Origin of the sequence: Dehalogenimonas etheniformans (genome assembly GCF_014672715.2) — a bacterium.
Classification (GTDB): Bacteria; Chloroflexota; Dehalococcoidia; order Dehalococcoidales; family Dehalococcoidaceae; genus Dehalogenimonas; species Dehalogenimonas etheniformans.
This window is the reverse complement of record NZ_CP058566.2, coordinates 669261-690527: the sequence shown is the minus strand read 5'-3', so window position 1 is coordinate 690527 and position 21267 is coordinate 669261. Positions and strand designations below refer to the sequence as shown.

The following is a 21267-nucleotide window of genomic DNA, read 5'->3' as shown; positions in this document are numbered from 1 at the left end:
CCGGAATTGAGGAGGCGAGCCATGATGACCAAACGGGAGAGAATTCAGGCGGCGCTTGCCGGGCAACCGGTCGACCGGGTACCTGTCGGCTTCTGGCGCCACTGGCCCGGAGACGACCAGAATCCGGACTCCCTGGCTGCGGTGTCCCTGGCCTACCAACGTAAATACGACCTGGACTTCATCAAATTGCCGGTTTCTTCGACATATTGCGTCGAGGATTACGGCATCGCTCACGCCTACCGCGGCAGCATCGTCGGAGACAGGGAATATTTGTCCCGGGTGATAAATTCCCCGGGAGACTGGGCAAAAATTGTCCCACTCGATGTCCGGAGAGGTACCTACGGTTGGCATCTCGAATCGCTTCAAAAGATCGCCAAAGAAAAGGACCCCGCAACCCCGCTAATCGTCACCATGTTCCATCCTATCGCCATGGCAGCTTACCTCGCCGGCGATGAACTTTTCCTGGCCCACCTCCGTGAATACCCCGAAACAATCATGTCAGCGCTTCACTCCCTGGCTGAGACCAGCGCCAAATTTGCCGCTGCTTGCATCGAAGCCGGCGCCGACGGTATTTTTCTGTCGGCCCGTTTTGCCAGTTTTGAACTGTTAAGCCGTGACGAATATGACCAGTTCGGCAGACCGTCCGATTTGATGGTCCTTGACGCCGCCTCCGGCGGCTGGTTCAACGTGCTCCATCTCCACGGCCAGCATCCCATGTTCAAAGAGACCGCCGGGTACCCGGTTCACGCGGTGAACTGGCACGACCGGACCTCGGGCATCGATCTGCAGACGGCCGCCAGACTCTCCTCGAAGGCGGTGATGGGCGGAGTGGAACAGATGCACCTGCTTCAGGACGGATCGCCCCAGGCAGTGGCAGACCAGGCTAAAGAAGCCATCCGGAGCATGAACAGCCGGAGGCTGATCCTCACAACCGGATGTACTTACCCGATCAGCGTGCCGGAGGTTAATTTGTTGGCCATGCGCCGGGCTGTCGAACCGGGTATAGATTAATCCTTCGCCGCGGCGATCTGTTCGAGAGTCCGTCCTGTAAGGGCTGACTTCGGGGCTTCTTCGAGGATGTCCCCGGTTTTTACAAATTCATCGTTCATCTTGAAGAAGAGCCAGCCACGGGCAGTCTTGATCAAGGCGAACAGCCCCTTAAGTTTCTTCCCTTCAAGGAAAACCTCGATCCTGCCTTTATCGTAAGCCTCAGACATTGTCTCGGGTTCAGGCTTATCTGCTTTGATGTTCCGGTAGGTGCCGGTGTCCCAGACCATGACCGTTCCCGCTCCATACTCCCCTTCCGGAATGGTCCCCTCGAACCCGCCGTAAGCCATCGGGTGGTCTTCGGTGGGTACGGCCAGGTGCTTGGCCTGTGGATCGAGTGAGGGTCCTTTGGGCACCGCCCAGCTCTTCAAAACGCCGTCGATTTCCAGGCGCAAATCATAGTGCAGGTGAGACGCGTCGTGTTTCTGAATGACGAACATCGGCTTAGCCGAAGATGGAACAACCTCAGCAGGCGGTTCGGTAGTTTTTTTGAAATTTCGCTTAGCTTTATATTCTTTTAACTTCTCTTCGGCCTTCATATCTTTCACCTTAAGACCATTATTGGTTCGGTTCGCCGTTGTGTCAATGGCAACCCGGACTTACCGGATGATATACTTCCTTGATGCATTCGCTTGATTTCGGGAGTGTCGAAAAAGCCCTCGCCGGCTGCCGCTGGGGACACACCCTGTTTACCTACGATTCCATCGGTTCGACCATGGACCGGGCCGGTGAACTGGCTCACAAAGGAGCGCGGGAAGGGGCTCTCGTCATCGCCGCCGAACAAACCGAGGGGCGGGGCCGCCTGAACCGTAAATGGATATCCCCACCGGGTTCGCTTTACTTCTCGGTGCTGCTGTATCCCCCGATAGAAAAACTGCCGTACCTGACCATGCTTGCCGGTTTGGCCGTAGCCGAGGCTATAGAAGAATGCGTTGCGGTTCAGGCCGGTCTCAAGTGGCCCAACGACGTATTGATCGGAGGGAGAAAGGCCGCCGGCATGCTGGTTGAAAGCAGCTTTTCACGAGGCAAACAATATGCCGTTATCGGCGTCGGCATCAACGTCAATGTCGACATATCTACCAGTCCTGAGATCACCGGCGTCGCCACCAGTCTGTCGGAACAAGCCGGAATGCCGGTCGATTCTTTGAACCTGCTCAGGGCGGCGATCGATAGGATCGAGTCCCGGTATTCGAACTTTGATAAAACCGCCCTGTTGGACAGTTGGAAAGCCAGGCTTATCACCCTGGGCCAGCCGGTTAAAGCTACCATGGGAGAGGCGACGATTGAAGGGACCGCCACCGATGTCACGGATGAAGGCGCCCTGATAATCCGCCGGACCGACGGGTCTATTTGTACCGTTGTTGCCGGCGACGTTACCTTGAGTTAAAGCCGGACTTATCCCTGCTTCTCGTCTTTTTTGCTGTCTCCCCCGAACTTTTTCATAAACATGCTTATGAGGTCGATCGGCACCGGGAAAATCACGGTGGAGTTTCTCTCCGAAGCGATCTCGGTCAATGTCTGCAAATATCTCAGTTGAAGCGTAACCGGTTCCTTGGCTATGACATCTGCGGCCATCGCCAGTTTGGTAGAAGCTTCGAATTCACCTTGAGCGTGAATGATTTTAGCGCGGCGTTCCCGTTCGGCTTCGGCCTGGGCGGCCATCGAACGGCGCATTGTCTCCGGCAGTTCCACTTCTTTGATTTCGACGGTGGAAACCTTGATGCCCCAGGGGTCGGTCTGCTTGTCTATTATGTCCTGCAGAATGTCGTTTAGTTTCTCTCGGTTAGCCAGCAGCTCATCAAGTTCGGACTGGCCAAGGACGTTTCGCAGGGTTGTCTGGGCTATCTGGCTGGTGGCCCGGATGTGGTCGGCAACTTTCACCACCGCTGCCTGGGGGTCAACCACGCGGAAGTAAATTACGGCATTGACGCGTACCGTAACATTATCGCGGGTAATGACTTCTTGAGCGGGCACATCCATGACGACAACGCGAAGGTCCATTTTAACCATGCGGTCGATGAACGGGATAAGAAGGAAAATACCCGGCCCCTTGGCGCCGACCAGGCGTCCCAAACGGAAGATGACACCGCGTTCGTATTCGGCAACGACCCTGACCGACATTGCCAGCAAAACTATAAGGGCCAACAGGACAATGAGCCAGGGAATTAGGGCGTTAATGGTTGATTCGGGCATTTTTCCTCCTCCTTAACCGTTTTGGAAACGTAGAGTTTTAAACCGTCGATTCCGGTTACGATCACCTTGTCCCCCGCCGCGGCTTTGCCTTCTTTAATCTGCGCTGACCAGATTTCGCCTTCAATGAACACTGTCCCCGATGGATTTAATTCGGATCGCACCTCAGCCGTCTTGCCGATGAGTTCCTCGTGGCCGGTTGCCACCTTTTGGCGTTGGGCTTCCGCTACCCGGCGGAAAACGAGTACCGTTGCCGTGGCGGCAAAAACAAGGATAAGGATGAACAATGTGACTGTAACCCAGGATGGAACGGCAAAATCGAAGATCAGGATCAACCCCAGGATCAGGGCAAAAAGCCCGGCAGCCCCAAAAAGGGCGTAGCCTGAAGTAAAAAACTCAGCGATAAAAAGGGCGATGCCCAAGATTATGAGGAGAATGCCGACTAAATTCATCTTGCCTTCGATTCCTTAGATGATTATAGCATGCCGGGCAAGCAGCGAGGGTCGCCAGCCTCGTTCCACATCTCCTCATATTTTCCTTGCCTTCTTCCTCTGACCCGCTATAATGTTTGGAATCATGCCAGACGTTAAATCCAACGAGCGTGAATTCAGCAGCCAGGTAGTCTCTTGGCTAAATGAATTCATTTCCACCGGTACTTACCCATTCAAAGATGTTACCGGTGAGACCTCAATCAGAACAGTCGGTGAGACCACCAAATTCCCTGATGTACAGATATGGTTGGATCGCTCTGCCAAGCAAGGTTTCTGCGGCTGGGAACTCAAAACCCCTGCAACCCGCGCCGATGACCCCGAACTCCTCGAAGCAGCCGCTGCCAAAGCTCGCGCCATGAACGCCGACCAATTCGTAACCTGGAATATGCGGCACGCAATTCTGTGGCGTACCCCGCAGCCCCTCATCCCTGTATCTTCATCTGACCGCGTCAAAGAATATCCGTCAATTGTCATTTCTCTGCCGGATGATATGTGGACCGATCGTCTGACAGCGGCGCGCCTCAAAGAGCGCGCCGCCGAGATACTGAATGATCTAAAAACGCTTTATTTCGATCACACTCTCCACCAGATTGAAGCTGACACCAACTTTTTTGTCGGCCGTTTGAGTAAGGCCGTTGAGGCTCTTTTTCCCGTTCTACGAGATGCTCTTTTACAACGCGTTGGCGGAGATAGCAAATTCCGTCAGTCCCTTCAGGCATGGGGCACCAAGCAAGGTATAGCTAACGTCACCGCTGCTAATTTCTATCAAGCAGTCGCCAAACAGATCATCTATCGTTTGCTAGTGCGAATTCTCTTTTATCTGACGCTTCAAAAACAATGGCGGGAACGTCTGCCGGAACTCGGTATCGGCGGGTTGACTGGCAGAGAAGCCCGCGAACATCTGAAAGAGGTATTCTCCTACGCCCGCGACGTTGACTGGCATGCCGTCTTCGAAGAAGGCTTACCGGATGAGATCGAGATGCCAGACTCAGCTATTCGTGAAATTGATTCTCTACTTATCGATCTGAAAAGGTTTAGCTTCAGCCACATGCCCCATGACGTTATTGGCGCTGTATTTGAAAAACTGATCCCGCAGACGGAACGTCATCAATTGGGCCAGTATTTCACACCAGAAAACCTCGTGGATTTGGTTCTCGCTTTTTGCGTCCGCGAGCGTGATGATAAAGTTCTTGATCCAACCTGCGGCACCGGCACCTTCTTGCTGCGTGCTTATAACAAAAAAATGCGCCACCTGGGGCTTGTTGACCATAAACGCCTATTGCCTCAGATTTGGGGCGTTGATATTGCCCATTTCCCCGCCGAACTTGCGACTATCAACCTTTTCCGCCAGGACCTTTCGAATTACGCCAATTTCCCGCGGATTATCGTCAAAGATTTCTTTGAGATCAATCCTGGAGATTCTTTTGATTTTCCTCCACCAAAAGTAGATCCAAGCTCCGGCATTACCAAAATAAAAGAGGCAATTCCCCTTTTTGATGCCGCAGTTGGCAACTTCCCATTTATCCGGCAGGAACTCATCGAGAAACTGGAAAAAGGTTACAAAGCTAAGCTCGAGCAGGTTATAAAGAACGACTGGTTGTCTGCATATCCTGACGCATTCGATATTCAAGGCAATCGGGAAACCATTGTCGCAGAGTTGAATCGCAATCCCTATGCCGTCTTCGATGACATTGACTTGAATCTTTCTGGCCAGGCTGATATCTACGCATATCTTTATTTCCACTGCGGCCGCTTCATTAAAGAAGGCGGCCGTATGGGCTTCATCACGTCAAATTCATGGCTTGATGTAGCCTATGGATACGAACTTCAGAAGTACATGGTTAATAACTTCAAGATTGTCGCTGTCCTAGAGTCCCGGTGCGAGCCGTGGTTTGAGGACGCAGCGGTTAACACGGTTGTTACCGTCCTCGAACGCTGTTCGAATTCAAAGAACCGGGATGAAAACATCGTTAGCTTCGTCAAAATCAAAAAGAAGCTGGCCGATCTTATTCCTTGGGACCCAAAGGTTGACCCCGCAAAACGCTGGTATGGTTTGGACGGTTTAGTTCAACAGATAGAGGGTGCCGCGGATAAACATTGCTACGTTATCGACGGGGCTTCACGGAAATGCACGTTGAACGACGTGGGGACTGCTGATGACGATGATTTTCGTATTCGTTTTGTCAAACAGAGTGACCTTAAAAACCAACTGTTGAAAGAAAAAAAGACAGCTAAATGGGGCCAATATTTACGTGCACCACAGGTTTATTTTGATTTATTTGAACAAAATAATGATAAATTTTTACCCCTTCGCGAAGTGAGCGATATAAAATTTGGTATTAAAACGGGTATTAACGAATTCTTCTATCCGTCTTCAAGTACGATAGAGCATTTTGGTATTGAAGATGATTATTTATTACCAATTATCAAATCCCCACGCAATTTATCGCGCATATATGTAAACAAGTATTTAACTTCGACGAGACTTTTCGTATGTAATCTGAGTAAGGAAGAGCTCCGTAGAAGACGTAAGTTAGGAGCATTGAAATACATAGAATATTCCGAAAAACAAATTACTCCCTCAGGAATTCCGTATCCAGACGTTCCGTCAGTTCGTGGAAGAACCCATTGGTGGTCTCTGGATGATATTACCTTTTCGGATTTTTTTGTTATCGCATTTCAAGGAGAACGAACATTCTTCCCGATTAATGAAGATGGTGTGTTGGTAAGTGATGTTTTCTTTCAGGGTTCTTCCAAAATAGCCGCCAATAAGGATATTCTTTCTGCGTGGTTGAATTCTTCGTTAAATTCCCTCTTGGTACAGACACACGGTCGTACGAATCTTGGCGAAGGTGTTCTGAAATTTATAGGCCCTGAAATTGATGAGTTACTTGTCCCCAAAATCCAGTTGATCACTTTGGAAAAGCGTATTCAAATATTAGAGGCTTTCCAGAAGGTAACCAAACGTCCAGTCAAACCCATTTTCGAAGAAATCAAGTTGAAAGACCGCCAACAACTGGACGGTTTGATTTTGGAGGCTTTGGGGCTCGATCCGGCCAAATATCTTCGTCACGTTTATGACAGCCTTACTGAATTGGTACGAGAGCGTATCGATCTTGCTGCCATGCGAAAAAAGCAGAAGCAGGCGAAAGTCATCAGGAATATTGGAGAACTTGTTGAGCAAGTATCCAAGGACTTGATCGCGGAGGGCATCAAGACTTTCCCGGATGACTTCCTGACTTGCAAACCCAAACCGCAGGATTGCATGAGCGTTCAAGTGCCTAACGCGCCTCTAAAGTTTGGGCATTATTTTATGGGTCGACAGCGCGTTATTGATGGCTCTGGATATGACTATGATGCCCCCAGCATCGCAGCGGCTAAGTACATCATTTACGCGCGGAAGCCCGGCGAGTATGTCATATGTTTGCCTTACATAGAGTCACTATCTCCCAAAGAAACTGAAAAAGCCGAAGCCTTAGTATCAAGAGCGGTTCAGAATTATGAATCTTACCTAAAAGACCTTTTCCAGAAGATCAATCAGGAACTACTCAACCGCACTTTCGATCACAAACAGGCTGAAACCTTAAGCCGTCGAATTTTTCAAGAACTCGATCTACCCTTGATCGCCTAATATCCAGAGCGATATTCCCTCTTTCTACTGGCCTCATTTCGTTGAACGGTTTGTCGTAAAAATATTTTTTGGAAATGGCACCAAAAACGACACGAAACGCTTGACAGCTTGAGAGTACACGTGTGCTATAATTCTTGTCATGAATCAGAACACAGGTACTACCCAACAACTGAATATAGCAAATCCCCCGGAATCTGGACTCACGGCTCATGACTCCCTGCCAAGTGCCACCCAACGCGAAACAGTCCCTCCACCCCGCCGCGGCGGCCAGCCCGGCAACCAGAACGCTCGCGTTCACGGCTTTTATTCCAGAAAAGCCCCTCTCTACCGGCAGGATATCATCGACGAAGCCTGCGAGTTGGAAGGTATTGACGCGGAGATCGGTTTCCTACGTTCGTGCCTCCAGTTCGTGTCGGAGCTTGATCCGCCGAACCCCAAGCTTGCCTCTGACATCGTACGAACGTTGTCCCTGGCTATGGTCCGCCGCAAATATTCCGGACACCTCGTCCTGATCGATAAAGCCAGCCGGATCATCGGTGATCGCAAGACCACGCATACGGTACCGGATGCCGCCGCCGAGGTCGCCGTGCTTACCCGACCCTGTCTTTCTGAGCATCGCGAAGAATCTCGGTGCCTGCAAACCGAGGCTCAATCGGAAACTCAAAACTGCTAACCGTTGACTGTGAACTGTAAGCTGAAGCCTGACAGCTGATCGCTCTTTTGGATTATAGGTTTCCCGTCCCTGGGGTAGTGCCTCGGTCTAGAGGTTCCGGCGAGCTGGGTATGCGAGCCGGAACCTCTTAAAAACACACCCCTTCCTACGGCGAGCAGCTTCGAGCCGAGGGGAAGGGGCAGGTTAGGCTCCTTCGATAGTCCGGTCGCTCATTTTGTGTTTTGTATTTTGGATTTTGGACTTATTTAGAATTTAGAATTTAGAAATTAGATATTAGGATTTCGTCTTTATGAATTTCTCCTCTTCCACAATTGAAGATTTTTATCCCTACCAGCGCGAAGTCTTCGAGGCCGTCAAGGACTCTGTGCTGAACCGCCGCGGGCTGACCTTCACCGTTGAGATCGCCCGCCAGGGCGGCAAGAACGAGTTGTCAGCCTGGCTGGAAGCACGGTTTCTGGCCCAATACCTCGAGTTCCCGCTGAATATCGTCAAGTGCGCCCCGACTTTCAAGCCACAGGCTTTGATCTCCCTCCGCCGGCTTTGCGACTGTCTGGATATGATGAATTTTGCCGGAGATTACGCTATCGAATCCGGGCACATCGTCAGGCTCGGCGATGCCCGCGCCATTTTCATGTCCGCCGAACCATCGGCCAATGTTGTCGGCAATACCGCCCACCTCCTCCTCGAGGTCGACGAAGCCCAGGACGTGTCCATCGAGAAGTTCGACCGCGACTTCCGCCCCATGGCCGCCACGAGGAACGCTACCACCGTCCTTTATGGTACCCCGTGGCGGGAAGGCAATCTGCTCGACACCGTCAAATCGCGCAACCTTGAACTGGAACGCTCCGACGGTATCAAGCGGCACTTCCGGTTCGATTGGGAGGAGGTCGGCCGCTGTAACGCCGATTACCGCTCCTACGTCGAAGGCGAGCGTGCCCGTCTGGGTGAAAATCACCCCACCTTCCGGACGCAGTACGCCTTACAGAATGTCTCTAATGGCGGCGGTTTCTTCTCCGATGAGCAGTTGATCAGCATGGCCGGCGATTTCCCCCGCTGCCGTTTCCCAAAGCCCGGCGCGGTCTACGTCGGCGGCCTGGACTTCGGTGGGGAGGGCAATGCCGCCTGCGATTCGACTGTATTGACTATTGCTGAGATAAGTACCTCCTCTCCCCCACGAGGAGAGGGTAGGGAGATGGGGCTCCACATAGTCAACCACTACTCCTGGACCGGTCTCCCCTATACTCTTCTGCTGCAAAAGATTACCGATGCCGCCAAGGGGTGGGGCCTGAAACGCCTCGTCGCCGACGCCACCGGCCTGGGCAGCCCGCTATGTTCGTCGCTCAAACAATCGCTGGGCCACCGATTCGTTTCATTCGTTTTCACAGCGTCATCTAAAAGTACCCTCGGCTACGAGCTCCTGGCGGCGGCGGGAACAGGGAGGCTGCAACTCTACGCCCGCGACGGGTCTATGGAGTGCGAGGAATGCTGGCGGCAACTGGAGAGCGCTGCGGCAGACTACAAACCCAACCGGGCGCTCAACTTCTACGTTGACCCCTCCAAAGCCCACGACGATTACCTGATGTCCTTGGCTCTCACCGTCGAGGCCGCCAGGCGCTACGAACCGCGGGCGGCGGTGGGGAGGTCACAATAATTGGGCATCGAGGAACGGGCGGCGCAAAGATGGGTGGTGGGTTACGCTGCGCTCCACCCACCCTACGGCTTGCAACGACGTGGGGATGAAGGCGGCTTCGAATGTTGGTACATTTGACCCTCGCACCTGAGTGCCCGATAATAACAGGACAACTAATCCGGTGATTTTCATCACAGACATTAGATTTCGCATATCGCATAATTGCCCCGAGAGGTGAATCATGGCCGCCGAAAAACTCCTTGAAATCAAAGACCTCAGGGTTGAGGTGGAGGGCAAAGAAATCCTCCACGGCATCAGCCTTTCGATCAATGCCGGCGAAACCCACGTCATCTACGGCCCCAACGGCAGCGGCAAAACCACCCTGCTGATGACCATCATGGGGTTCCCCCGCTACAAGATCACCGGCGGTAAGATCATTTTCGAAAGCAAAGACGTCACCCACGCCACTCTCGATGAACGCGCGCGGGCCGGCATCGGCCTGTCTTTCCAGAGACCGCCCATTGTCAGAGGCGTCAAGACCCGGGATATGGTGGCAGCCTGCTTCCGCGGGCGTGAAAGCGTCGACGTGATACCCGGCCTGGCCGAAAAGACCAATATGGTCGATTTCCTCGATCGAGACATCAACTATGGCTTCTCGGGCGGCGAAACGAAAAGGTCGGAACTGCTCCAACTCCTGGCCCAGAGCCCGGACCTGGTTTTGCTCGATGAACCGGAGTCGGGCGTCGATCTCGAAAATATCGCCCTCATCGGCGAGCTCATCAATGACCTCTTGAAAAAGTCCCATCCGATGCGTTCCCGGACCCGCAGCGGCCTCATTATTTCTCACACCGGCCACATCCTTGAATACGTCAATGCCCGGACCGGTTACGTCATGTTCGAAGGCAGGATCATCTGCGAAGGCGATCCCCACGAAATTCTGGAAACGATCAAAATCAAAGGTTACGGAGAATGCGCTTCATGCCAAATCTGCAAAAGGTAACTGATAGCGAACTCATCGAACGGGCCAAAGCCGCCGCCGGCAAAAAAGCTGCCGCCGGGCCGGACATCGATCTGGAACAGTTCGTCGTCCCCAAAAAGGGCGAAAAAAAATATATCGAAAAACCTGAGACCATCGACGAGGTAGACAAGTCACGGATGCTTGAGTCCGGCGTCATGCTCGACGACCGCAGCGCCCGCTCCGGCACCTTTGTGCAACTGGACAACACCCCGGTTCACTTTGGCGCCGCCCAGGAAGGCATCGAGGTTATGAGCATCTCCGAGGCCAGGAAGAAGTACGACTGGCTGAAGGATTACTGGTGGAAAGCGGTCCAGGTGGACGCCGACAAGTACACCGCCCACGTCGAACTCAATGACGCCGATGGCTATTTCATCCGCGCTTTACCCGGCGTCAAAACAGATTATCCGGTGCAGGCTTGCCTTTACCTGCAGCACAACCAGGCTGTCCAGGACGTCCACAACATTATCATCGCCGAGGAAGGTTCGGAACTCCACATCATCACCGGTTGCGCCGTGGCGCACCGCCAGTCGATGGGCCTTCATGTCGGCGTGTCCGAGTTTTATATCAAGAAGGGCGCCAAAATCACCTTCAGCATGATCCACACCTGGTCGCCGGAGACCGAGGTTCGGCCCAGGACCGGGGCGATCATCGAAGAAGACGGTTTATATCTCTCCAATTACGTTATCATGAAACCGGTGCACACCATCCAGGCATCTCCGATAGCCAAATGCGTCGGCAAGAATGCTACGGTCAGGTTCAACACCATCTCGGTCGCCACCCCCGGATCGCACATGGACCTTGGAACCCGGGCTTTCCTGAACGCCCCCGGTTCCCGCACCGAGATGATCGCCCGGGCAATCACCGCCGGAGGCGAGATCATCTCCCGTGGTTACATGGAAGGGAACGCGGTCGATGTTAAAGGACATCTCGAGTGCCGCGGCCTGATCTTGAAGGAAGAAGGTTCGATCCACGCCATACCGGAACTCAAGGCGACCGTCCCCAACGTTGACCTGTCGCATGAAGCCGCTGTCGGTAAAATCGCCGAGGATGAAGTCGAATACCTCATGGCCCGCGGCCTTACCCGCGACGAAGCCACCGCCGCCATCATCCGCGGCTTCTTGAAGGTTGATATCGAAGGTCTGCCCAAGATGCTTAACGATGAGCTAAGGAAAGCCGTCGAGGCGTCGGAAAACGAGGCTCTTTAACCACGAATCACTTCTGATATAAAAAAAGGCCGCCTTAACCCGGCGGCCTTTTTGATTTTCGAGAGACGGGAGTCAGGATTGACGCCACTGCGGGGGAGTCGGAACTTTACCCTCATATGTAGAAGTGAAGGTCGACATTTTCCGCTTGGTGTCTGAGGACCCGCATTTTGGGCAAACTGCCGCTGAAGTATCGGACATCGAACGGAGCACCTCAAACTTCTTGTGGCACTGGGCACAGATATATTCATAAATAGGCATCGGTTTCACCTCTGATTCAGTGTACCAAAAAGGTCTCCGCATTGAAACCAAAAGACCCTCGCCGTTGCCGAGGGTCTTTACGCTTTTCGCAGGGAAAATCCTAGGTGTATTCCCAGGGGGCTTTACCGCGGGGCGTCTTGGACAATCCGAGATTGTCGGTGGTAATGAATGTCGCCGGTTTCTTCTCGCAATCGGTAGAACCGCATTTCGGGCAGGTCACCGGTTTGGTGTCGGAAAAACGGCGCAATTCTTCGAATTTCTTCTTGCAGGACTTACATACGTAATCGTATAGCGGCATAGTTACCTCCGTAGATATTGTACTAAACTAACCGGGACCTGTTCAATCATATTGGAAAGTCCCTCGACTGGTTGGCTATGTTTTTCGTTGGAGCCGGACCGGCTCCTTTACCTACCCTCAAGATGAAACACGGCCGCCGGAACCCGATCCGCAACTGGAGCCGCTGTAAGATCCGCTTCCGGAAGAGCCGCAACTAAATGATGAAATCTTTCTCTCAACCTCGGTCGAGCCGCACTTGGGGCAGGTGACCTCGGCAGTGTCGGAAAATCGCCGCAGGAGTTCGAATCTTTTGGTGCATTTTTTACATTTATACTCATAGATAGGCATTTACTAAACCTCTTTTTAATATTTTAACATAATACCTGAATCTGGTCGAAAGTTAAGTAACTCATGTCACAACAACCGTTTTTCTATTTTGGTATAATCCTATTAATGACTGACATATTCAAACGTATTGGTGTGTCGGATGCGGACCTGGCTAAAGCCCGCGAACTGGCGGCCGGTCATTTTGTGGGCAGTTTTGGTGAAAAATATAAGAAGTACGTTACTGCGGTCTGGGTAGCCCTCCTTGAGACATACCCTCCAGCGAAGGAGCTTTCACCGACAGAACTCGTAGATATCATTAGTGTCATCGATATTATCGCGGCTGATTCCAGAGGCATAATGAAACGACTGAAAGAAGCCTGCACATGTTGCGGTTGGTGCTGTTCCCAGACCAAGCGAATCGAAATTGATGAAGAAGACGCCGTCCGGATCAGCCGTAAATTGAAACAAAGACGAGATGACCTGTTTGCTTTCGACGGTAAAGAATGGACCATAAAGAGGGTAAATCCCTGTGGCTGGTGGAATCCCAGGAATGGACGGTGTCAAATTTATTCAGATCGCCCAAGCACCTGTCGCGTTTGGCCCCTCGGATTAACAGAGGGGGAACAAAAAAAAGTACAACCGATGCATCAGTGCCAGTATGCAGTTATGGTTCTGGTCAATAAGGTTATCTGGACTCTCGAAGGCGACGCCAAAAGCCTTAAACCGTCCAACACAGCCTGATCCATGCACTATGTTTTTACCCACAACGAAACAGGAAATGGACACGCTGGGATGGGACCGGCCGGACATTATCCTGGTCACCGGGGATTCGTACATCGACAGCCCCTTCATCGGCATTGCCGTCGTAGGCAAGACACTCACCAGGGCTGGATTCCGTGTCGGCATCATAGCCCAGCCTGACATCCATTCGCCCGCCGACATCACCCGACTTGGAGAACCTCGACTGTTCTGGGGAGTTTCGGGCGGCTGCATCGATTCGATGATCGCCAACTACACTTCTCTCAAGAAGAAGCGCAAAAGCGACGACTATACCCCCGGTGGCCAGAATACCAAACGCCCTGATAGAGCCTCTATCGTCTACAGTAATCTCATCCGCCAGTACTTCAAAAAAACCGTTCCGATCGTCTTGGGAGGGTTGGAGGCGAGCCTGCGGCGGGTTGCCCACTATGATTACTGGGACGACCGAGTCCGGGGTTCGATCCTCTTCGATGCCAAGGCTGACTATCTTCTATACGGTATGGCGGAAAAAGTCGCCGTCGAGTTGGCCCAAACTCTGGAAAAAGGTGAAAGTCCGAGGCAAATCCGAGGTCTTTGCTACATTTCCGGCGAAGCGGATATGGCCTCTGTGAGGGAGAATTACATAGAATTGCCTCCGCTCGACGTCGTCGAAAAAGATAAAACCGCCTTCACCGACATGTTCCATACTTTTTACCGGAACAATGATCCCATTACTGCCAAAGGGCTTTATCAGAAACACGGCAACCGCTACCTGGCGCAGAACCCGCCACAGCCCTCGATGACTCAGGCCGAACTTGATCCCGTATTTGCTGTCGGCTATGAACGCGCCCAACACCCCTATTATGAGCGGCAGGGCAAGGTAAAGGCGCTCGAAACGATAAAATTCTCAATTCTCAGTCATCGCGGTTGTTATGGGGAGTGTAACTTCTGCGCCATAGCTGTTCACGAGGGTAGAACCGTCCAATGGCGGAGCGAGGAGTCTATCCTCGCCGAGGCGCGGGAGTTAACCAAATACTCGGACTTCACCGGCTATATTAGGGACATCGGCGGCCCAACGGCCAATATGTACGGCTTTGAGTGTGGCCGGAAACTGGAGAAAGGGGCCTGTGTCGCCAAGCGCTGCCTTTATCCGGAGGTTTGCCCGACGCTCAAACCCGATCATTCGAAACAAATCTCACTGCTCAAAAAGTTACGAAAAATCGAGGGCATCAAAAAGGTCTTCGTCGCATCCGGCGTCCGCTACGATGCGGTTCTTGCTGACAAAAAATATGGCGAGCCCTTTCTCGAAGAAGTCGTCAGGCATCATGTGTCCGGCCAGATGAAGGTGGCACCGGAGCATTCCGAACCTTCGGTTCTCAAGATCATGGGTAAACCCGGAACCGAACCACTACTCAAGTTCAAAGGCATGTTCGACCGGCTTTCGAAAGAAGCCGGTAAAGCGCAGTTCCTGACTTACTACCTTATCGCCGCCCACCCCGGCTGTACCGCCGCGGACATGGGCAAATTGCAAGAATTCACCGCCAAAAACCTGAAGATAAATCCGGAGCAGGTGCAGGTTTTCCTCCCAGCCCCGTCAACCTATTCCAGCCTGATGTATTACACGGGAATCGATCCTTTCACCGGTAAAACCCTATTTGTGGAAAAGGAACTGCCGAAAAAAGAATTCCAGAAGCGGATTGTGACCGGGAAAACCATCGCTAAACGATAGCGCCAGGACTTGCCATAGTCTATAATCAATCTTATGAAAGGCGGCCTCGTACCCCTTAAGGAAAGTATCAAAAATTCCATCGATTCCCAGGCTCCAGCTCTCACAAAAATTGCCCTTGATATCCACGATAACCCAGAGTTGGGTTTCCACGAACACCAAGCCGCCGCATGGCTCACAGATCATCTGAAAAAGAACGGCTTCACCGTTGAGATGGGCATCGCCGATCTGCCCACCGCATGGAAGGCCACTTATGGCTCCGGCAAACCCGTCATCGCTTTCGTCGGAGAATACGATGCCCTGCCAGAGGTCGGTCACGCATGCGGCCATAATCTTATAGGCACGGCTTCGGTCGGCGCCGCGGTTGCCGCAAGACAGCTCGCCGATAAATTCGGCGGAACGGTGGTCATGATCGGCACCCCGGCGGAAGAGCTTTACGGCGGCAAGATCCCCATGGTGAAAAAGGGCATTTTCAACGACTTGGACGCCGCCATGCTGGTCCACCCTGATTCCGTATCCGTTGCGATGACGCAGGCTTTGGCAGTGGTAACACTTTATATCGAATATTTCGGACGAGAAGCGCATGCCTCCGCCTATCCCGAACAAGGTATTAACGCTCTCGACGCGATGGTGATTGGCTACACCGGAGTTGCCGCCTTGAGACAGCATATCCAATCTTCGGCGCGCATTCACGGCGTCATTACAGACGGCGGCAAAGCCGCTAACGTTGTTCCGGGCTATTCCGCAGGCAATTTTTTGGTTCGTGCCATGGACCTGAAATACCTGGAAGAATTAAAAGAGCGAGTGCTCAACTGCTTCCGTGCCGGAGCCCTTGCTACTGGCGCCGAGCTTTCCTATCACTGGGACGAACATGCCTACGAACCCCTCAAAGCCAATGTGACCCTAGCGCAGCTTTTCACTGATAACATCAAGAGTCTTGGACGAGAAATCGTTCTTGACGATCCCTCCCACGCCTTTGGCTCAACCGATATGGGCAACGTCAGCCAGGTGACTCCCTCCCTCCATGGCTTCTTGTCCATCGCCCCTAAAGACATCTCAGGTCATACTAAAGAATTTGCCATGTATGCTGCCTCGGAGGAAGGCATGAAAGCGATGCTTGATGCCGCAGCCGGTATGGCCATGACCGCCGCCGACCTTTTCTCCAGCCCTGAGACACTGGCCAGGGTTAAGGCTGAATTCGAGCATCCCCCTAAGTGATGAACAATCGTTTCCTTATTTGGATTGCTATCATCGTTCTATTAGTTACAGCCTTCGTGTTTTTGTTTTTTGATCTGATACGACCGGACTTTCGCATTTTAGTTGCCGGAATCTTGCTTGGTGCAATCGTCGCTCTAGTGATCGGTGGAATTAGGGAAAGAAGATAGATACATATATCGGTCTGGACGCCGGCTCCGTTTCCACTAAGACCGTCGCATTGTCGGACAATGATGAGGTATTAGCCTCCGCCTACCTCCCCACTGCCGCCGACCCTCTCTCGGCATCACGGCGAGTTCTTGATCAGATCAATGCCTCAATTAGCGGTGAAATTGTTGGTATAGCTGTCACGGGTAGCGCCCGGGAACTGGTCGGAGCGCAAATTGACGCAACGATCGTTAAAAACGAGATCACCTGCCAGGCGCTGGCCGCTGCCCACCTCGTCCCCACCGCCCGGACGGTAATCGAGATCGGAGGACAGGACTCAAAACTAATTATCCTACGCGAAGGCCTGGTAAACGATTTTGCCATGAACACCGTTTGCGCCGCCGGCACCGGCAGTTTCCTTGAACACCAGGCGAGGCGTTTAGGGCTATCGATGGCCGAATTCGCCTCAGAGGCAATCGAGAGCAAGAAGCCTATCAAAGTGACCGGTCGGTGTACGGTATTTGTGGAATCTGACATGGTTCACGCCCAGCAAACGGGCGCCAAACGCGCCGATATCATCTATGGGTTGTGCCTGGCTCTGGTTCGCAACTTCCTGGCCGATGCCGGTCGCAATCGGGAGATCGAGCCGCCGGTCGTGTTCCAGGGCGGTGTGGCTAAGAACGCCGGTATGGTGAAAGCCTTTAACGAGGTTCTCGGCTTTGAAATAATCGTGCCGCCGGCTCCTGAAGTCTCCGGAGCCCTGGGTGCTGCCTTGCTACTCAAGAGGGACTTGTCGCATAATAGGAACCGGCATTTTCAGGGAAAAGCCGGTCTGTAACCAGGCCGCTGACAAAGGGAAGGGAAGAGTATGCGGATTGCTGTCGATGCCTCCGGCGGAGACTATGCCCCCTACGAAATCGTCAAAGGTGCCATCAAGGCTGCCCAAGCCCTCAAGGACAAGGGTGTCGAGATTATACTCATCGGCAAACGACCCGTCCTCCACGTACAGGCTGGCAAACACCTCAAGAAACTGAATCTATCCATCGTTCATGCCCCACAGACTATCGAATTCCACGAGCATCCTGTTGAGGCTCTTAAGAATAAGCCCAAGTCCTCGATCGTTATTGGGACGATGATGGTGAAAGAAGGCAAAGCCGACGCCTTCGTCTCAGCTGGCTCAACCGGCGCCATGTTATGCGCCGCCTATCTCCTCCTGGGCAAGATCGAAGGCATCGAACGTCCTGCCCTTGGCAGCATCATCAAGCTGACGCCCCACGCACCTGCCCTCCTACTGGATGCCGGAGCTAACGCCGACTGCCGGCCGCAACACCTGGTGGAATTTGCCCGCCTGGGCAACATTTATTCCAAATACGTCATCGGCGTCGACAAGCCGCGCGTCGCCCTGATGAGCAATGGCGAGGAAGAGACCAAAGGCAACAAGCTCATCGTCGAGACCCATCAGATGCTCAAAACCATCCCAAACCTCAATTTCATTGGCAACATGGAAGGCCACGACCTGGTTCACAACAAAGCCGATGTCATCGTCACCGACGGTTTTACCGGAAACGTCTTGATCAAGGCGTTTGAAGGCTTGGGCGATTCCATAATTAAGATCCGCCAAGTCGGCCAGGCGGTCAACTCCGCTTCCCACCTCCGGGGACGCGCCCTCCTGGCTGATGTCGGCATGGGACACATGGTTAAGGGCATGGACTTCCGTGAGGTCGGCGGTGCCTGCCTCCTGGGTGTCAAGGGCACCATCATCGTATCCCATGGCCGCTCCCGCGCCAAGGCCATGATGAACGCTATCCTCATGGCCAAGCGGACGGTGGAACAGCGCATCCCCCAGCTTATCGCCGAGGAGGTCAAGGATAATGCCAGCCCCGTCACGGTTTGACGTCATTATCGTCGGCGGCGGACCTGCCGGTCTGACCGCGGCACTTTACTCCGCCCGCGCCAAGATGAAAACGCTCCTTATCGAAGGCAGCGCCATCGGCGGCCGCATGGCTGAAGCCTGGGAGATCGAAAATTATCCCGGCTTTACAGAGGCGGTTCACGGCTACGACCTGGGACAGAAGATGTTCGAACAGGCCAACAAATTCGGCGTCGAACATGCCCAGACCAGCGTCATAGGGATCAAGATCGACGGGACCGACAAGACGGTTACCACCGGAATTGGCGACTATGTCGCACCGGCGGTCATCATTGCCGGCGGTTCGGAGCGCCGGAAATTGGGCGTCCCCGGCGAAAAAGAACTCACCGGCCGGGGGGTCTCTTTCTGCGCTACCTGCGACGGGCCCTTTTTCCGCAATAAGGTTGTCGCCGTTATCGGCGGCGGCAACGGGGCATTGAACGAGGCTACCCACATAGTTCATTTTGCATCGAAGGTTTACGTCATTCACCGTCGGGATACAATGCGGGCAACCAAGGTTCTTCAGGACAAGGCTTTCGCCGATCCCAAAATTTCTTTTATCTGGGACACCGAAGTAACTGCCATCGAGGGCACCGACTCCGTCGAACGGCTGAAGCTTAAAAACGTCAAAACCGGCACCGAATCGGTTCTTGAACTCCAGGGCGTTTTTATCGCTGTCGGGTTGGTACCCAACACTGACTATTTGAAAGGTCTCGTTGACATTGATCCCTATGGCGCCGTGATCACCAACGATAAAATGGAGACTAACGCCCCGGGAATTTATGCTGCCGGTGACGTCCGCGCCAATTCGATCCGCCAGGTGGTCACCGCCGCCGGCGATGGGGCGACGGCCGCGGTATACGCGCAGAAATATATATCTGAAAAATAGAACTGAGGTCTGATGAAAGTAGTCCTTCTTAAAGACGTCCCAAATATTGGTAAAACCGGCCAGATCAAGGAAGTGCCAGACGGATATGCCCGCAATTTCCTGCTGAAATCCGGCTTGGCGGCTCCCGCCACCAAGGAAGCCACCACCATGACCAAATCCAAGCTTGAGGCTGAATCCAAAAAGCAGGCCAAGATCGATGCCGAACTGGCCACCGCCGCCAAAATGCTGGACGGATTGACCGTGGCCATCCCTGGTAAGACCGGCGCCGGGTCCAAACTGTATGGTTCGGTCACCTCCGTAGACATAGCCGGCGCCGTTCAGAAGGTCACCGGTTATGACCTGGACAAGCGAAAGATCGAGCTAGCCGAACCGATCCGGTCGCTGGGCGATTACAACGTCACTGTCCGGTTGTCTGCCTCGCTCTCACCGGTGGTCAAAGTCAAAGTCGTACCTCAGGGGAGCTAACCGGTGCTGGAAACCAGGCTGCCGCCTTTCGATCCTGCCGCTGAAGAAGCGGTCAATGGATCTCTTTTGATCGACGGCAAGGTCATTTACGACCTGGCTCCGTTCTTGAAATCGCAGGATTTCTATACCGAACCGGGGCGATTGGTTTTCGAAGCCGCCTTGACCCTGTTCCAGCGCGGCGACCCGATAGATCAGATTACCGTAGCCCAGGAGCTGGAACGTCAGCAGCGTCTTGAGCGCATCGGTGGCGCCGCCTATATCGCCCACCTGCTGAGCGTCGTGCCCACCTCGCTGGACGCCGTATACTACGCCAATATCGTCAGCAACCTGTCGATCTCGCGGCAACTCATCGTCGCCGGAACCCAGATTGCCAACCTTGGCTATACCGCCGATCCCGATCCCACCGCTTCCATCGCCAAAGCCGAGAGCTTCCTTTTCAAGGTCAGAAGTGAGCGCTCGTCCCAGGACTTCATCCACATCAAGAACATCCTGGACAAGTACCTTGAGCCGGTTCAGCTCAAGGAGCAGTTGGAGAGCGTTCCCACCGGCTTTTACGGCTTAAATGACTATATCGGCGGCATGAAACGGGGCGACCTTATCATCGTCGCCGGCCGCCCCTCCATGGGCAAGACCTCGCTTGGACTCAACATCGCCCGAAATTCGGCGGTTGACCACCATGCCTGCGTCGCCATGTTCTCCCTGGAAATGTCTTCGGAGTCGCTCGTTCAACGCCTGCTTTCATCTGAAGCCGGCATCAACACCCGCTACTTTCAGCCCGGCCTGGCCACGCCTGAAGATGAAAACCGCATCATGCATGCCATCGGTAATCTTTCGGAAGCTCCGATTTACATCGACGACAGCCCACAGCTCAGGGTCTCGGAACTGAGGGCTAAAGCCCAGCGGCTTAATTTCGAGCATAAACTCGATCTCCTCATAGTTGACTACCTGCAGCTTCTCCAGGGTGAATCAGCCTCAGGGCGTGACAACCGGGTTCAGGAGATTTCATACATCTCCCGTTCGCTCAAGGGCATCGCCCGCGAACTCAACGTTCCCGTAGTCGCTTTGTCCCAGCTTTCCCGCGCAGTGGAGTGGCGCTCTACCCATGTGCCTCAGCTCTCCGACCTTCGTGAAAGCGGTTCTATCGAGCAAGATGCCGACATCGTCATATTCATTTATCGCGACGAGGTTTATTACAAGGAAGAGGAGTGGGCAGCCCAGTTTCCTGACAAGGAATACCCCAGAGAGATCGCCGATATCATCATCGCCAAACACCGCAACGGCCCCACCGGCACTATTAAAGTGCGTTTCCGGCATGCCCTGACCAAGTTCGAGAACCTGGAATCTATCACCGAAATCGCGTAGGTTATCCCTCAGGGTAGTGGGATGGTATTGATTATTAGTAGCACTTGCCATCGATATTATTGGTATTAT

At 53.3% G+C, this 21267-nt stretch carries 22 protein-coding genes; 15 read left to right on the top strand and 7 right to left on the bottom strand.

Annotation, left to right across the window (positions count from 1 at the left end):
* The first annotated feature begins 21 nt into the window (after positions 1–21).
* Positions 22–1011 (top strand): uroporphyrinogen decarboxylase family protein, encoded by a 990-nt coding sequence (locus HX448_RS03540; RefSeq protein WP_162485993.1) that lies wholly within the window; start codon positions 22–24, stop codon positions 1009–1011.
* On the opposite strand, the gene HX448_RS03535 is transcribed toward HX448_RS03540, so the two are convergent.
* On the bottom strand, positions 1008–1586 hold the full coding sequence (locus HX448_RS03535; RefSeq protein WP_102330791.1) for a DNA polymerase ligase N-terminal domain-containing protein: 579 nt from the start codon (positions 1584–1586) through the stop codon (positions 1008–1010). The genes HX448_RS03540 and HX448_RS03535 overlap by 4 nt on opposite strands.
* An 83-nt stretch (positions 1587–1669) precedes the next feature.
* Between HX448_RS03535 and HX448_RS03530 the strand changes: the two genes are divergently transcribed.
* On the top strand, positions 1670–2434 hold the full coding sequence (locus tag HX448_RS03530) for a biotin--[acetyl-CoA-carboxylase] ligase (protein ID WP_102330790.1): 765 nt from the start codon (positions 1670–1672) through the stop codon (positions 2432–2434).
* An 8-nt stretch (positions 2435–2442) separates the two neighbouring features.
* Here the strand turns inward: HX448_RS03530 and HX448_RS03525 are convergent, their stop codons facing one another.
* Both HX448_RS03525 and HX448_RS03520 read right to left on the bottom strand, forming a co-directional pair.
* Entirely contained in the window at positions 2443–3240 is a 798-nt protein-coding gene (locus HX448_RS03525; RefSeq protein WP_102330789.1) for a slipin family protein, read from the bottom strand.
* Positions 3213–3689, bottom strand: a complete 477-nt coding sequence (locus tag HX448_RS03520) for an NfeD family protein (protein ID WP_102330788.1) — start codon at positions 3687–3689, stop codon at positions 3213–3215. The genes HX448_RS03525 and HX448_RS03520 overlap by 28 nt, the downstream gene beginning before the upstream one ends.
* 124 nt (positions 3690–3813) lie before the next feature.
* On the opposite strand from HX448_RS03520, the gene HX448_RS03515 reads away from it, so the two are divergent.
* The 3 genes from HX448_RS03515 to HX448_RS03505 all read left to right on the top strand — a co-directional run bounded on the left by HX448_RS03515 (position 3814) and on the right by HX448_RS03505 (position 9683).
* Positions 3814–7359: an HsdM family class I SAM-dependent methyltransferase gene (locus tag HX448_RS03515; protein ID WP_162485992.1), complete on the top strand. Its 3546-nt coding sequence runs from the start codon at positions 3814–3816 to the stop codon at positions 7357–7359.
* A 139-nt stretch (positions 7360–7498) separates the two neighbouring features.
* Positions 7499–8032: a hypothetical protein gene (locus HX448_RS03510; RefSeq protein WP_102330786.1), complete on the top strand. Its 534-nt coding sequence runs from the start codon at positions 7499–7501 to the stop codon at positions 8030–8032.
* A gap of 289 nt (positions 8033–8321) precedes the next feature.
* Positions 8322–9683 carry a hypothetical protein gene (locus HX448_RS03505; RefSeq protein ID WP_102330785.1) on the top strand — a complete coding sequence of 454 codons (1362 nt, stop codon included), beginning with the start codon at positions 8322–8324 and terminating at the stop codon, positions 9681–9683.
* Here the strand turns inward: HX448_RS03505 and HX448_RS03500 are convergent.
* A complete protein-coding gene (locus HX448_RS03500) occupies positions 9675–9863 on the bottom strand; it encodes a hypothetical protein (RefSeq protein WP_162485991.1) in 189 nt (62 codons plus the stop codon). The genes HX448_RS03505 and HX448_RS03500 overlap by 9 nt on opposite strands.
* A 40-nt stretch (positions 9864–9903) precedes the next feature.
* On the opposite strand from HX448_RS03500, the gene HX448_RS03495 reads away from it, so the two are divergent.
* Both HX448_RS03495 and HX448_RS03490 read left to right on the top strand, forming a co-directional pair.
* Positions 9904–10662, top strand: coding sequence for an ABC transporter ATP-binding protein (locus HX448_RS03495; protein ID WP_102330783.1), 759 nt, complete (start codon positions 9904–9906; stop codon positions 10660–10662).
* Positions 10641–11885, top strand: coding sequence for a SufB/SufD family protein (locus tag HX448_RS03490; RefSeq protein ID WP_102330782.1), 1245 nt, complete (start codon positions 10641–10643; stop codon positions 11883–11885). Before HX448_RS03495 ends, HX448_RS03490 begins: the two co-directional genes overlap by 22 nt.
* 72 nt (positions 11886–11957) lie before the next feature.
* Here HX448_RS03490 and HX448_RS10695 read toward each other — a convergent pair whose 3' ends face one another.
* The 3 genes from HX448_RS10695 to HX448_RS03475 form a co-directional block, all read right to left on the bottom strand.
* A complete protein-coding gene (locus tag HX448_RS10695) occupies positions 11958–12143 on the bottom strand; it encodes an FmdB family zinc ribbon protein (protein ID WP_162485990.1) in 186 nt (61 codons plus the stop codon).
* A 100-nt stretch (positions 12144–12243) separates the two neighbouring features.
* Positions 12244–12441, bottom strand: a complete 198-nt coding sequence (locus tag HX448_RS03480) for an FmdB family zinc ribbon protein (RefSeq protein ID WP_102330780.1) — start codon at positions 12439–12441, stop codon at positions 12244–12246.
* 117 nt (positions 12442–12558) lie between these two features.
* Entirely contained in the window at positions 12559–12768 is a 210-nt protein-coding gene (locus tag HX448_RS03475) for an FmdB family zinc ribbon protein (protein ID WP_102330779.1), read from the bottom strand.
* A 105-nt stretch (positions 12769–12873) separates the two neighbouring features.
* Between HX448_RS03475 and HX448_RS03470 the strand changes: the two genes are divergently transcribed.
* From HX448_RS03470 to dnaB, 8 genes are all read left to right on the top strand, one after another.
* Positions 12874–13488 carry a YkgJ family cysteine cluster protein gene (locus tag HX448_RS03470; RefSeq protein ID WP_162485989.1) on the top strand — a complete coding sequence of 205 codons (615 nt, stop codon included), beginning with the start codon at positions 12874–12876 and terminating at the stop codon, positions 13486–13488.
* A 10-nt stretch (positions 13489–13498) separates the two neighbouring features.
* Positions 13499–15214, top strand: coding sequence for a YgiQ family radical SAM protein (locus HX448_RS03465; RefSeq protein ID WP_102330777.1), 1716 nt, complete (start codon positions 13499–13501; stop codon positions 15212–15214).
* A 33-nt stretch (positions 15215–15247) separates the two neighbouring features.
* A complete protein-coding gene (locus HX448_RS03460) occupies positions 15248–16429 on the top strand; it encodes a M20 family metallopeptidase (RefSeq protein WP_102330776.1) in 1182 nt (393 codons plus the stop codon).
* 163 nt (positions 16430–16592) lie between these two features.
* Positions 16593–17411, top strand: coding sequence for an acyl-CoA dehydratase activase (locus tag HX448_RS03455; RefSeq protein ID WP_102330775.1), 819 nt, complete (start codon positions 16593–16595; stop codon positions 17409–17411).
* A 30-nt stretch (positions 17412–17441) separates the two neighbouring features.
* Positions 17442–18467 carry a phosphate acyltransferase PlsX gene (plsX, locus tag HX448_RS03450; RefSeq protein ID WP_102330774.1) on the top strand — a complete coding sequence of 342 codons (1026 nt, stop codon included), beginning with the start codon at positions 17442–17444 and terminating at the stop codon, positions 18465–18467.
* Positions 18445–19371 (top strand): thioredoxin-disulfide reductase, encoded by a 927-nt coding sequence (trxB, locus tag HX448_RS03445; RefSeq protein ID WP_102330773.1) that lies wholly within the window; start codon positions 18445–18447, stop codon positions 19369–19371. Before plsX ends, trxB begins: the two co-directional genes overlap by 23 nt.
* 12 nt (positions 19372–19383) lie before the next feature.
* A complete protein-coding gene (gene rplI / locus HX448_RS03440; RefSeq protein ID WP_102330772.1) occupies positions 19384–19836 on the top strand; it encodes a 50S ribosomal protein L9 in 453 nt (150 codons plus the stop codon).
* A 3-nt stretch (positions 19837–19839) separates the two neighbouring features.
* On the top strand, positions 19840–21198 hold the full coding sequence (dnaB, locus tag HX448_RS03435) for a replicative DNA helicase (RefSeq protein WP_102330771.1): 1359 nt from the start codon (positions 19840–19842) through the stop codon (positions 21196–21198).
* Positions 21199–21267: the final 69 nt, after the last annotated feature.